Below are 12674 nucleotides of genomic sequence, written 5' to 3' on the forward strand. Positions count from 1 at the left end.
TCGCGAGCAAGCTCGCTCCCACAGTGGTTTTGTGTATGACACCGATCCAGTGTGGGAGCGAGCTTGCTCGCGAAGGGGCCAGTCGGGCCAATGAAGAACTTTAATCTTCTTTTTTCATCAACCCGGCGAGGGCGGCAAACGGGTTATGCGTGGCCTTGGCGATTTTTGGCGTGCTCAGCGAGCCGTCGCCGAAATATTGCTGGTCGGTGTAGCGCGAGTGTTCGTTGTCGTGGCAGTACAGGCACAACAGCTCCCAGTTCGAGCCGTCCTGCGGGTTGTTGTCGTGGTTGTGATCGCGGTGGTGCACGGTCAGTTCGCTCAGGCGCTTGCCGGAAAACTCACGGGCGCAGCGGCCGCAGACGTGCGGGTACATCTTCAGGGCCTTGTCGCGGTAGCCCATTTCCTTGTCGCGCTGGTTGTCGGCAAGGATGCGATCGAGCTTCGACGTGTTGGTCGGGGTGGACGAACTCATGGGTTCACCTTTGTAAAAAGACTAATGACGGTTATGTGCAGAGTTTAGCTCAGCCCTTGAGCTTCTCGGCAATCCAGATCGTGTGGCGGGTGCCCTTGTTGCCGTGGGCGAAGACCTGGACTTCTTCGGCCTTGAACCCGGCCTTCTTCAATTTGTCGGAAAACTGCCGGTCAGCACTGGCCGACCACACCGCCAGCACACCTTTGGGCCGCAGGGCCTTGGCGCAGGCGTTGAGGCCAGCGGCGGAGTACAGCCAGCTGTTGGCCTTCTGGGTCAGGCCTTCGGGGCCGTTGTCTACGTCGAGCATGATCGCGTCGAAGCCGTTCGGCTCGCTTTGCAGGACCTTGGCCACGTCGTCCTGACGGATCACTGTGCGCGGGTCGAGCAATGGTCGTCCGGACTTTTCACCGAGCGGCCCGCGATTCCACTCGACCACGCCGGGCACCAGTTCGGCGACCACCACCTCGGCACCCTTGCCCAGATGCTTGAGCGCCGAGGCGAGGGTGAAACCCATGCCCAGACCGCCAATCAATACTCGCGAATTCGGCCGGCCGGCGACCTTGCGGCAAGGGATCTCGGCCAGCGCATCTTCCGAACCGTGCATGCGCGTGTTCATCAATTGCCCGCCGTCGCCGCCCTGGATCTTGATGACGAAATCCTCGCCATACTCGAACAGGCACAGGGCGCCACCGTTGTCAGGGATCGGCGTGGTGTCGAGCAGAACGAAACGTTTCATGGAAATCTCTACAAGGGGGAAGGCAAGCAGGCCCGTTGGGAGTAGCCTGAGCGCAGACTAAAGGCCAAACGGAGCCCTTGATGAAGCGCACCATTCTAACGGTCATTGCCCTGGCCGCGCTCTCGATTACTGCAGTGCAGGCGCAGCAGACCATTCCGGTCAGCCCGACGCCGCAACCCGGCTCGCCGGGAACCGCCACGCCGACCCCGTATCCGCAAATTACCCCGATCAGCGCACCGAAGGTCGGTACCGGCAGTGGTAGCCCGCCGCTGGTGCCGATCGAAATGCCCAGCCCGCCGAGCAAGGATCAACCGGTGCCGGGCATCGAGCCGAGCGGCACCAAGGTCAAATCCCCCGGCGGTTAAACCTGTTGCGCCGCCAGTTGGCCGTCGGCCATGCGCAAACGTTTGGAGAGTGACACGGCAAGGGCGCGGATGATTTTCGCGGCGATCTTCGGCGCGTCGTTGAGCATTTTTTCCAGCGAGTCCTTGCCCAGGTTGAGCAACTGACAGTTGCTCGCCGCGACGCAGGTCGCCGAACGGCGCTCACCATCGAGCACCGCCATTTCCCCGAACGCCCGCCCGCTGCGCAGGGTGGCCATGGTGATGACCTGGCCGTCGGGGCCAGTCTTTTGCACCGCGACCTGGCCGGTGTGGAGGATGCACATGAAACTGCCGGCATCGCCCTCACGGAAGATCGCTTCGCCCTCCGCCACGGTGCTGATGCTGAAGTAGCCCGAGGCCGCGGCAAAGTCCGCCAGTTGCAATTGATCGAACAGGCCACAGTCCATCAGCCAGTCGCGAATTTCGTTGTTCAGCAGGGTGGGTTCTGACATGTCATTGCGGTCTTTATTGTTTTCACGGTTTTCAGGCACTACACGAACCCTTGTAGGAGTGAGCCTGTGGTGAGGGGATTTATCCCCGATCGGCTGCGCAGCAGTCGCAAATCAGCCAATGCGGTCTGCCTGAAAGAATCGCATTGCAGATCTGGCGCGGCTTTGCCACCCATCGGGGATAAATCCCCTCACCACACAGGCTCGTTCCTACAGGGATCTGTGGTGTATCGGCTTCTTGGGTCTGGAATTAAGACCCAAGTGACCGACGGAGTTCCTCAGGCCAGGCCCAAAACCTTGAACACAAATGCATATTCGAGCGCTACGTCACGTAATCCCTGATAACGCCCGCTCATCCCGCCATGCCCGGCGCCGAGTTCGGTCTTGAGCAGCAGCAGGTTGTCGTCGGTCTTGGTCGCGCGCAGTTTCGCCACCCATTTGGCCGCTTCCCAGTACTGCACGCGACTGTCGTTGTAGCCGGCTATGACCAGGGTTGCCGGATAATCCTGCGCGGTGACATTTTCGTACGGTGCGTAGGCCTTGATCCGCTCGTAGACGTCCGGCTCTTCGGGGTTGCCCCACTCGTCGTACTCAGTGACGGTCAGCGGCAAGTCCGGGTCGAGCATGGTGTTGAGCACGTCGACGAACGGCACTTCGGCAATCGCCACGCCGAACAGGTCCGGGCGCTGATTGAGCACCGCGCCAATCAACAAGCCGCCAGCACTGCCGCCGCTGATCGCCAGTTTCTCGGCGGTGGTGATGCCGTTGAGGATCAGGAATTCGGCGCAGGCAATGAAGTCGCTGAAGGTATTGTGTTTGTGTTCCTGTTTGCCGGCGCGATACCAGGCTTCGCCCAGCTCACCGCCGCCACGCACGTGGGCGATGGCGAAGGCCATGCCGCGATCCAGCAGGCTCAGGCGGGCATGGGAGAACCACGGATCGAGGCTGGAACCGTAGGCGCCATAACCGTACAGATACAGCGGCACCGGTTTGCCGACCATCTCGCGTTTCATCACCAGACTGATCGGCACCTGCGTGCCGTCCGGCGCGGTGGCCCACAGGCGTTGGCTGACGTAGGCGTCGGCGTCGAACGGGCCGAGCACCGGGGTTTCTTTCAGGACGGTTTGCTCACCGCTGGCCAGCAGCAATTGGCGCACCTGCGCCGGACGATTCAGCGCCTCGTAACGCAGACGGATGCGGTCGCTCTCGAACTCCAGGCTGTTCTGCACATAGAGGCTGTAGGCCGCGTCCGGCAATTGCACGCGATACGGCGTCTGGCCCTGTGGGTGAACTTCGATGATCGGCAGACCGCCTTCGCGCAGGCTCAGGGTCATGGCCGCGGTGTTCAGCGTCACGCCGTCGAGCATCACCGTGTCGCTGTGCGGGATCAGGTTCTGCCAGTCGGCTTCGCTCGGTACCACACCGGTGTCCGGCGCCTGATACAGGGCGAAATTGATGCCGTCACGGTTGGTGCGGATGAACCAGGTCCACACGCCATCCAGCGCGCCGTGATCGACATCGTATTCGTGATCCTCGACCCGTGGCGCCAGGCAAGTGAAGGGCAGGTGCGGCTGATGCGCGTCCAGCGCCCAGACTTCGCTGGTGGTCTTGCTGCCCAGGGTCAGCAGCAATTGCTGCTCGGAACTGGAGCGGTAGCAATGCAGGAAGAAACGCCCGTCCGGCTCGTGGAACACCTCTTCGGCGGCGGTGCCGTCGAGGCGATAGCGAAACAGTTTGTGCGGGCGATGGGTGTCGTCGAGCACACCGAAGAACAGCGTCAGGCTGTCGTTGGCCCAGGTCATGCTGCCGTCGCAGTCCTGAAATTCCAGTTCACTGACCTTGTCATTGGCCAGCTCCTTGACGAACAGTGTGTAGATCTCGTCGCCCGAGGCGTCGACGCTGTAGGCCAGACGCTGGTGATCCGGGCTGATGCTGAACGCGCCGAGCGAGAAGAAGCCGCCGTTGGCCAAAACGTTCGGGTCGAGCAGCAGTTGCTCGCGGCTTTCGTCGAGGGTCAGGCTGTCATCGGCCGGACGCGGGCAACGGTAATGGCGGGCGTACTCGTCACCCGCCGTGGTGCGCGTGTAATACAGATACGGGCCCCAAGGCGAGGGCAGGGACAGGTCGGTTTCGAGGATCCGGCCCTTGATCTCCTCGAACAGGCTCTCGCGCAGGCCGACCTGATCGGCGGTCTGTGCTTCCTGATAGGCATTTTCGGCCTTGAGGTAGTCGAGCACCGCGTCGGTGTCGCGTTCCTGCAGCCAGGCATACGGGTCGGCACCGGCAGCCTTGCGGGCGATCGGGGCGCGGAGGACGTGGGCGGATTCGGGCATGGAAGGCTCTCGGACAATGTTCGGAATAAAGGTTTTCGCGGATCGTGAAACCGCCGCAGCACCTGTGGGAGCGGGCTTGCTCGCGAAGGCGTCCTGTCAGTAAAGACTTATTTGGCTGACACACTGCTTTCGCGAGCAAGCCCGCTCCCACAATGATTGCGGCAGGCCGTCTGGCATTGGGACAAGCCTGACGGGCGAAAAGTCGTTACTATAAGCGCCTCTTTGCCTGCCTTGCCATGGACACCATGACCGAGAACGACTATCTGATCGCCTGGGGCCTCTACGCCTTTGCTGCTGTGGGCTGCCTGTTGGTATGGATGCGCCTGACCCGCTGGATGTGGCGCTGGCTGCGCGAGCCGCTGCGGGTGCTGATGGCCGTGTTGCTGTTCAGCCCGACCATCATTGACCCGGTGAAAGCCAAGGTTGCACCGTCGATCGCCATCACCGCGCTGGACCTGGCCTTCAAGGTCGGCAACAACGCCTGGCGGGCGATTTCCGATCTGTTCATGTACGGCATGATTGCGTTCGGCATCTACCTGATTTTCGTGCTGATCCGCTTCCCGATCGAACGCGCCTCGCGCGCCCGCCGCGAGCAGGCCGAGGCGGCCAAAGCGGCGGCGCGTGCCGATGATCGCGACGACGATCAGCCGTTCGGCGCTGCCGGTGATGACCGTTACGGTCGCCCGCCATTGCCGAACAATCCGCAGCGCATGCGCGTCGAGCCGCGCCTGTAATCACGAGAGTCAGCACATGTGTGAACTACTGGGCATGAGTGCCAACGTGCCGACCGATATCGTGTTCAGCTTCACCGGCCTGATGCAGCGCGGCGGGCGTACCGGCCCGCACCGCGACGGCTGGGGTATCGCCTTCTATGAAGGCCGCGGCTTGCGTCTGTTTCAGGATCCGGCCGCGAGCAGTGAGTCGGAAGTCGCCAACCTGGTGCAGCGCTATCCGATCAAGAGCGAAGTGGTCATCGGCCACATTCGTCAGGCCAACGTCGGCAAGGTCTGCCTGTCCAACACTCACCCGTTTGTGCGCGAACTGTGGGGGCGCAACTGGTGTTTTGCGCACAACGGCCAGCTCGCCGATTTCACCCCGATCAAGAGTTTCTACCGCCCGGTGGGCGATACCGACAGCGAAGCGGCGTTCTGCGATTTGCTCAACCGCGTGCGTGCAGCATTCCCGGAACCGGTCGATATAGAAGTGCTGCTGCCGGATCTGGTCGCTGCATGTGCCGAATACCGCAGCAAAGGCGTGTTCAACTGCCTGCTCAGCGACGGCGACTGGCTGTTCTGCTATTGCTCGACCAAACTGGCACAGATCACCCGGCGCGCACCGTTCGGCCCGGCGCGGCTCAAGGATGTCGATGTGATCGTCGATTTCCAGGCGGAAACCACGCCCAACGACGTGGTCACGGTGATCGCCACCGAGCCTTTGACCGAAAACGAAACCTGGACCCGTTACGAACCGGGCCAATGGAGCCTGTGGCGACGCGGCGAATGCGTCAGCCAGGGCACGACCGAATAAAGGATCTCTCCCCGATGTTGCTCAGTTATCTACGGCTGGTGTTGTTTGCGGCGGGCCTGTTGATCGGTGTCCAGGTGCCGGGTTTCATCAACGATTACGCCAAACGCGTCGAAGCTCATCTGATCGAAGCGCAGACCGGTCTGCGCGGTTTTCAGGGCACCGCCGAGCAGTTCTTCAAGGGCGACTTGCAGGCGCTGGTCGCGCATTACCGCGCCAGTGATGACCCGGTATTTCGCAGCGATGCCGACAGCCTGAGCACCTTGCTCAACCGCCAGACAGCGCTGGATAAACAGTTCCAGGCGATGCAGGGCCCGTGGTACATCCGCTTCCTGCAAGTGGTGCTGGCCGCCGACCCGGACATTCGCAAGGAAACCTGGAACGGCTACAGCTACCAGATCCTGCTGACTCCGGAAGCGATGATCTGGGGCATGAGCGGCGCGTTGCTGCTGTCGTTCGGCATCGAGTGCCTGATTCGTCTGATTGACTGGGTGGTGCTCGGCGGCCGGCGTTTGCGCCAGAGCCGGCCGATTGAAGACCGCGACGTGCGCGGCTTGTAAGGCTGGCCAAATTCCGTGGCGAGGGGATTTATCCTCGATGGGGCGCGAAGCGGCCCTCAATGGTGTGTCAGATCAACCTGATTGCTCAGGTTTCAGGACTGCTGCGCAGCCCATCGGGGATAAATCCCCTCACCACAGGTGTGATTACTGAGTGAGGGTGATGTAGTTTTCACCGACCTTGCGCGCATACCCCGCCAGCACCTGCTGACACAACGTCACCATCTCCTCGACCCACTCCACGCCAACTCGCCACGACACCACCACCTGCAGATTCGGCGGTCGCAGGTCGATGTCGAGCAAAGTCAGTTCACCCCGCGCCAGTTCCTCGGCCACCAGCACCGGCGGCAGCACGCCAATCCCAAAACCATCGCGCAACAGCCGGGTGATCGCCGACACCGAATTCACGCAGTTCAGGCGCGGCGCCAACACACCGTTGGCCTGCATCAATGCCAGCAGATCCTGATGCGGTCGGGAGTTCTTCGAGTAGGTGATGATCCGCTCCTGCGCGAGTTCGCCGAGGTCAGCGTACTCGCGGTTGTAGATCGAATTGCTCGCAACGATCCAGCCCAGCGGATGGCTGGCCAGCTCAAGGCTGCGCACACTTTCGTGGCGCACCAGATCGGTTTGCAGAATGATGTCGAGAAAGCCTTTTTGCAGCTGATCGCAGAGGTTCAGCGAGGTATCCGCCACCAGCTCGATTTCCACCCGCGGATACAGATCGGTCATCTGCGCCACCAACGGGCTGAGCCAGGTGTGGATCACCGTGTCCATTACGCCGATGCGCACCCGCCCGACCTTGCTCGAACGGGTTTCGATCGATTGCTTGAGCGCCGACATGGTGTCGAGCATCTGCTCGGCATAATCCAGCACTTTCAGGCCTTCGGGCGTCAGGCTGACGCCGCGTGAATCGCGCAGAAACAGCTTCACCCCCAGCTCGCCTTCGAGCACCGCGATGCGGCTGGAAATCGACGCCTGGGTAGTGAACAGCTTGTCGGCGGTCAGGCGAAAACTCTTCAGCCGGGCGACCCAGACAAAGGTCTCGAGAAACTTCAGGTTCATGGCAACGGCTCGGGTGACAAATTTTTCTTATGCCTAAGGCGGGTTTTTATTCGTTGGACGCAGCAGGGCCGGGCGACGAAAAATCGGCGCATCCGGTTCCCACGATAGGCGTCGTCGGAACTTCGAACAAGACCAATAAAAGCCTGCGGAGACTTGCCATGCGTGCGCCCGACACCCTCGACCTCCCCAAGAACACGGCCCGCCCCGGACCGTTCGACTGGTATCGCAACATCAATCAGCAAGAGCGTCGTACCTTCTGGAGCTGCAAGATCGGCTATGGCCTGGACGGCATGGACACACAGATGCTCAGCTTCGTGGTGCCGACCCTGATCGCCATGTGGGGCATCACCACCGGACAGGCCGGGCTGATTCACACCAGCACCCTGATCGCTTCGGCCATTGGTGGCTGGGTGGCGGGGATTCTCTCCGACCGCATCGGCCGCGTGCGCACCCTGCAACTGACGGTGCTGTGGTTCGCTTTCTTCACGTTCCTCTGCGGTTTCGCGCAGAACTACGAACAGCTGCTGATCGCTCGCACCCTGATGGGCTTCGGTTTTGGCGGCGAATGGACCGCTGGCGCGGTGCTGATCGGTGAAGTGATCCGCGCCAAGGATCGCGGCAAAGCGGTGGGCATGGTGCAGAGCGGTTGGGCCTTGGGCTGGGGATTGACGGCGATTCTCTATGCGCTGCTGTTCTCGGTGTTGCCGCCGGAAGATGCCTGGCGAGCGCTGTTCATCCTCGGCATCGTCCCGGCGATTTTCGTGATCTTCGTCCGGCGCCTGGTGAAAGACCCGGAGATCTATCGCGAAGCCAAGGCGGCGCAAACTTCGCAGAATCCGGCGAAGTTCTACGAGATCTTCGCCCCCGGCATGCTGTTCACCACGTTCCGTGCTTCCTTGCTGACCACCGGTGCGCTCGGCGGTTACTACGCGATCACTTCGTGGCTGCCGACTTTTCTCAAGAACGAACGCGGTTTGAGCGTGCTCGGCACTGGCGGGTATCTGGCGATGGTGATTGTCGGGTCCTACGTCGGCTATGTGATCAGCGCTTATCTCACTGATCTGCTCGGGCGTAAAAAGAACTTCATCCTGTTTGCGGTCGGCTCGTTCACCATCGTTCTGCTGTACACGCAGATGCCAGTGAGCAACGGGGTGATGCTGTGGCTGGGCTTTCCGCTGGGCTTCTTCGCTTCGGGAATTTTCAGCGGCATGGGCGCGTTTCTCACCGAGCTGTTTCCAACGCGAATTCGCGGCTCGGGGCAGGGCTTCTGCTACAACATCGGTCGGGCGCTGGCGGCTTTGTTTCCGCTGCTGATCGGCTTGCTCAGCCAGAAGGTGCCGTTGAGCGTTGGGATCGGCGCGTTTGCTGCGGTGTCCTACGGCGTGGTGATTCTCGCCGCACTGAGCCTGCCGGAGACCCGTGGCAAGCAACTGGATGCGCAGTAACTGATAACCTGCCGGGCAAGCGTCCTACAGATAAAAAGACCAGAAGCTACAGGAGTGTTCACCGTGAGCCGCCTGCTATTGAATTGTGATATCGGCGAGAGTTTCGGCAGCTGGACCATGGGTCTGGACGCCGAGGTCATGCCCTTCATCGACTGCGCCAACGTGGCCTGCGGCTTCCATGCCGGTGACCCGAGCATCATGCGCAAAACCGTCAGTCTGGCCCTGAGCCACGGCGTGCAGATCGGCGCGCACCCGGCCTATCAGGATCTGGTCGGTTTCGGCCGGCGCTCCATGGCCTATTCCGCCCAGGAACTGCAAGACATCCTGCATTACCAGATCGGCGCGCTCGACGGCATCTGCAAGGCGCAGGGCGGGCGAGTCAGTTACGTCAAACCCCACGGCGCGATGTACAACGACATGATGGCCAACCCGGCGCAATTGCGGGCGGTGATTCAAGCTGTGGCGGCTTACGATCGCACGTTGCCGCTGATGCTAATGGCCACCTGCGACAACTCGGCGGCGCAGCAGCTCGGTGACGAATACGGCGTGACCCTGTGGTTCGAAGCCTTTGCTGATCGCGCCTACGACAGTGCAGGTCGGCTGGTCTCGCGGCAACTGCCGGGTGCGGTGCATCACGAAGCAGAAAAAATCATCGAACAGGCCCTGACCATCGCCCGTGGCGGTGACCTCGTCGCCAGTGACGGCAGCGCGCTGCACCTGCAGGCCAACACCTTGTGCGTGCATGGCGACAACACCAGTTCCGTGGCTGCCGTGCAGCGCATTCGCGAGGCCCTGAATCAGCAGAGCGCGCCATGAACCCACGGATTGAAGTGGTGGCCGTGGATTGCCTGATGCTGCGCCTGTTCGATGAAATCGCCGAAGCCAACATGCCGTGGATGCTCGCTGCCAGTAAGCGTCTGCGCGCGGTGTTTGGCGCGCAGTTGATCGACTTGGTGCCGTCCTACACCACGTTGATGGTGCATTACGATCTGACCGCGCTGAGCCCGAGTCAGGCGCGTGAATTGATCGCAGAAGCGTTGATCGACCTGTCGCCAAATGCGCGCACCGGCGGCCAGTGCCATGTGTTGCCGGTCTGGTACGACCTGAGTGTCGGCCCCGAACTGAGCCTGCTGGCGCAGCGCAGCGGGTTGGCGGTGGAGGAGGTGATTCGTCGGCACAGCGCTCGCGAATATCAGGTGTTCGCCCTTGGCTTTGCACCGGGATTCGCCTTCATGGGGCTGGTGGAAGAAATCCTCGCGGCGCCACGCCTGGACACCCCACGCAAGAAAGTCGCGGCCGGCAGCGTCGGTATCGCCGAGCGGCAGACGGCGGCTTATCCGGTGGTGTCCCCCGGCGGCTGGAACCTGATCGGCCGCACTCCGGCGAAACTGTTCGATCGTCATCGCGACGGCTACAGCCTGATGCAACCCGGCGACACCGTGCGTTTCGAAGCGGTGAGCCACGCCGAGTTCATCAACCTGGGCGGCGATGACACACCACTGGAGGCGCTGGCATGAGCCGACTGACGATTGAAGCCAGCACGCCGCTGTGTTTGTTGCAGGACGCCGGGCGTTTTGGCGTGCGCCATTTGGGCGTGACCCAGGGCGGTGCCGCGGATTGGAGTTCGATGTGTTGGGGCAATTGGTTGCTCGGCAATGCGCTGGATCTGCCGGTGATCGAAATCACCCTCGGCGGGTTTGCCGTGGTGGCGCAGGAAGATTGCCTGCTGGCGCTGGCCGGCGCTGATCTTGGTGCGCAGATCGATGGGCAGGCGCTGGCGCCGTGGCGCAGTTTCAAACTGGGCAAAGGGCAAACATTGAAGTTTACCCAACCGCTGCTCGGCGCCCGGGCTTATCTGGCGGCGCCCGGTGGATTCGACGCGCCGCAGGTGCTGGGCAGCAGTGCTACGGTGGTGCGCGAGGAACTGGGTGGGCTTGATGGCATGGGGTCGCCGTTGGCCAACGGCGCGACACTGAGTTATCGCGGTGCGGTTCTGCAGGTGCGTGAAGTGCCGCAGGCGCATCGTCCGGATCTGCGCCTGAATACGCCGCTGGATCTGGTGCTCGGCGCACAGATCGGCCAGTTCAGCGGGCAGAGTCTGTTCGATGTTTTCAACAGCCCGTGGACGCTCGACAGTCGCGCTGATCGCATGGGCATTCGACTGTTGGGCAAGGCCTTGCAGTATCAGGGCCGGCCGATGATTTCCGAGGGTATTCCGCTGGGCGCGGTTCAGGTTCCGCCGGATGGACAGCCGATCGTGCTGCTCAATGATCGGCAGACGATTGGCGGCTATCCGCGCTTGGGAGCGTTGACGCCGTTCGCGCTGGCGCGGCTGGCGCAGTGTCTGCCGGGGGCGCAAGTGCGGCTAAGGCCGGTGGTGCAGGAAGTCGCACATCGCGAGCATGTCGAGTATTTGCAGCGCTTTCGAAATAGCTGAGAGCTTCGCGAGCAAGCCCGCTCCCACAGGGGAATGCATTCCAAATGTGGGAGCGGGCTTGCTCGCGAAGGGGCCATCACGGCTAACGAAGATTATTTCGACAGAAACCGCATCCCTTCCTCAAGCCCACGCAACGTCAGCGGATACATCTGATCCTCGATCAAATCGCGCACGATATTGGTCGACGAGGTGTAGCCCCAGGTGTCCTTCGGATAAGGATTGATCCAGATAAGCTTCTTGTACTTCTCCATGAAGCGCTGCATCCACAGGTAGCCCGGCTCTTCGTTCCAGTGCTCGACGCTGCCGCCGGCCTGGGTAATTTCGTAGGGCGCCATGGCGGCGTCACCGATGAAGATCACTTTGTAGTCGGCGCCATACTTGTGCAGCAGATCCTGCGTCGAGAAACGCTCGGACGTGCGGCGCAGGTTGTTCTTCCACACCGACTCATAAATGAAGTTGTGGAAGTAGAAGTACTCCAGATGCTTGAACTCGGTCTTGCACGCCGAGAACAGCTCCTCGCAGATCTTCACGTGCGCGTCCATCGAGCCGCCGATGTCGAATAGCAACAACAGCTTCACCGTGTTGCGCCGTTCCGGACGCATCTGGATATTCAGCAGGCCGGCGTCTTTGGCGGTGTGGTCGATGGTGCCGTCGATGTCCAGCTCTTCCGCCGCACCCTGACGGGCGAATTTGCGCAGGCGACGCAGGGCGACCTTGATGTTGCGCGTGCCCAGTTCCACCGAATCGTCGAGGTTCTTGTACTCGCGCTGATCCCAGACCTTGACCGCTTTGCCCTGACGCTTGCCGGCGTCGCCGACCCGAATGCCTTCCGGGTTGAAGCCGCCGGAACCGAACGGGCTGGTGCCGCCGGTGCCGATCCATTTGTTGCCGCCGGCGTGACGTTCCTTCTGTTCTTCCAAACGCTTCTTGAACTCTTCAATCAGCTTGTCGAGACCACCCAGGGACTGGATCTGCGCGCGTTCCTCGTCGGTCAGCGAACGCTCGAATTCCTTGCGCAACCAGTCTTCGGGAATCAGCGCCTGCAAGTGATCGTCGAGCTTTTCCAGGCCATTGAAGTAGGCGCCGAACGCACGGTCGAACTTGTCGAAATGCCGTTCGTCCTTGACCAGAATCGCCCGCGACAAGTAGTAGAACTCGTCCATGTCGGCGAAGGTCACGCGCTGTTTCAGCGCGTTGATCAGGTCGAGCAGCTCGCGCACCGACACCGGCACCTTGGCGGCACGCATTTCATTGAACAGGTTGAGCAACATGGCAT

14 protein-coding genes are annotated in these 12674 nt (G+C 61.6%); 8 read left to right on the forward strand and 6 right to left on the reverse strand.

Annotated features, from left to right (window positions below; genetic code table 11):
* Window positions 1-100 precede the first annotated feature (100 nt).
* Both E4T63_RS07120 and E4T63_RS07125 read right to left on the reverse strand, forming a co-directional pair.
* The gene (locus E4T63_RS07120) at window positions 101-472 is read right to left on the reverse strand and encodes a YajD family HNH nuclease (protein WP_003222612.1); all 372 of its coding nucleotides are present in this window, start codon (window positions 470-472) and stop codon (window positions 101-103) included.
* A gap of 49 nt (window positions 473-521) precedes the next feature.
* Window positions 522-1208: a spermidine synthase gene (locus E4T63_RS07125; RefSeq protein WP_003222615.1), complete on the reverse strand. Its 687-nt coding sequence runs from the start codon at window positions 1206-1208 to the stop codon at window positions 522-524.
* An 80-nt stretch (window positions 1209-1288) separates the two neighbouring features.
* Between E4T63_RS07125 and E4T63_RS07130 the strand changes: the two genes are divergently transcribed.
* Entirely contained in the window at window positions 1289-1573 is a 285-nt protein-coding gene (locus E4T63_RS07130) for a hypothetical protein (protein ID WP_135295153.1), read from the forward strand.
* Here the strand turns inward: E4T63_RS07130 and E4T63_RS07135 are convergent.
* Window positions 1570-2043 (reverse strand): cyclic nucleotide-binding domain-containing protein, encoded by a 474-nt coding sequence (locus E4T63_RS07135; RefSeq protein ID WP_041070525.1) that lies wholly within the window; start codon window positions 2041-2043, stop codon window positions 1570-1572. The genes E4T63_RS07130 and E4T63_RS07135 overlap by 4 nt on opposite strands.
* A 275-nt stretch (window positions 2044-2318) precedes the next feature.
* On the reverse strand, window positions 2319-4373 hold the full coding sequence (locus tag E4T63_RS07140) for a S9 family peptidase (RefSeq protein WP_135295154.1): 2055 nt from the start codon (window positions 4371-4373) through the stop codon (window positions 2319-2321).
* A gap of 236 nt (window positions 4374-4609) precedes the next feature.
* On the opposite strand from E4T63_RS07140, the gene E4T63_RS07145 reads away from it, so the two are divergent.
* The 3 genes from E4T63_RS07145 to E4T63_RS07155 are packed head-to-tail and all read left to right on the forward strand — an operon-like array spanning window position 4610 to window position 6457.
* The gene (locus tag E4T63_RS07145; protein ID WP_086791999.1) at window positions 4610-5107 is read left to right on the forward strand and encodes an MFS transporter; all 498 of its coding nucleotides are present in this window, start codon (window positions 4610-4612) and stop codon (window positions 5105-5107) included.
* Window positions 5108-5123: 16 nt separating this feature from the next.
* Window positions 5124-5900, forward strand: coding sequence for a class II glutamine amidotransferase (locus E4T63_RS07150; RefSeq protein ID WP_025110635.1), 777 nt, complete (start codon window positions 5124-5126; stop codon window positions 5898-5900).
* A gap of 14 nt (window positions 5901-5914) precedes the next feature.
* Complete coding sequence (locus E4T63_RS07155; RefSeq protein ID WP_007969600.1) at window positions 5915-6457, forward strand: DUF2937 family protein; 543 nt, start codon at window positions 5915-5917, stop codon at window positions 6455-6457.
* A 144-nt stretch (window positions 6458-6601) separates the two neighbouring features.
* Here the strand turns inward: E4T63_RS07155 and E4T63_RS07160 are convergent, their stop codons facing one another.
* The gene (locus E4T63_RS07160; protein ID WP_098967696.1) at window positions 6602-7516 is read right to left on the reverse strand and encodes a LysR family transcriptional regulator; all 915 of its coding nucleotides are present in this window, start codon (window positions 7514-7516) and stop codon (window positions 6602-6604) included.
* Window positions 7517-7674: 158 nt separating this feature from the next.
* Here E4T63_RS07160 and E4T63_RS07165 point away from each other — a divergent pair, with 158 nt between their 5' ends.
* The 4 genes from E4T63_RS07165 (at window position 7675) to E4T63_RS07180 (ending at window position 11398) form a co-directional block, all read left to right on the forward strand.
* Window positions 7675-8961 (forward strand): MFS transporter, encoded by a 1287-nt coding sequence (locus tag E4T63_RS07165; protein WP_135295155.1) that lies wholly within the window; start codon window positions 7675-7677, stop codon window positions 8959-8961.
* A 63-nt stretch (window positions 8962-9024) separates the two neighbouring features.
* A complete protein-coding gene (locus E4T63_RS07170; RefSeq protein WP_135295156.1) occupies window positions 9025-9777 on the forward strand; it encodes a 5-oxoprolinase subunit PxpA in 753 nt (250 codons plus the stop codon).
* Entirely contained in the window at window positions 9774-10478 is a 705-nt protein-coding gene (gene pxpB, locus E4T63_RS07175) for a 5-oxoprolinase subunit PxpB (protein WP_135295157.1), read from the forward strand. The genes E4T63_RS07170 and pxpB overlap by 4 nt, the downstream gene beginning before the upstream one ends.
* Window positions 10475-11398, forward strand: a complete 924-nt coding sequence (locus tag E4T63_RS07180; protein ID WP_135295158.1) for a biotin-dependent carboxyltransferase family protein — start codon at window positions 10475-10477, stop codon at window positions 11396-11398. Before pxpB ends, E4T63_RS07180 begins: the two co-directional genes overlap by 4 nt.
* A gap of 92 nt (window positions 11399-11490) precedes the next feature.
* Here the strand turns inward: E4T63_RS07180 and E4T63_RS07185 are convergent, their stop codons facing one another.
* The gene (locus tag E4T63_RS07185; protein WP_007969609.1) at window positions 11491-12669 is read right to left on the reverse strand and encodes a vWA domain-containing protein; all 1179 of its coding nucleotides are present in this window, start codon (window positions 12667-12669) and stop codon (window positions 11491-11493) included.
* Window positions 12670-12674 lie beyond the last annotated feature (5 nt).

The sequence above is a fragment of the Pseudomonas fluorescens genome (assembly GCF_004683905.1).
GTDB classification, from domain to species: domain Bacteria; phylum Pseudomonadota; class Gammaproteobacteria; order Pseudomonadales; family Pseudomonadaceae; genus Aquipseudomonas; species Aquipseudomonas putida_A.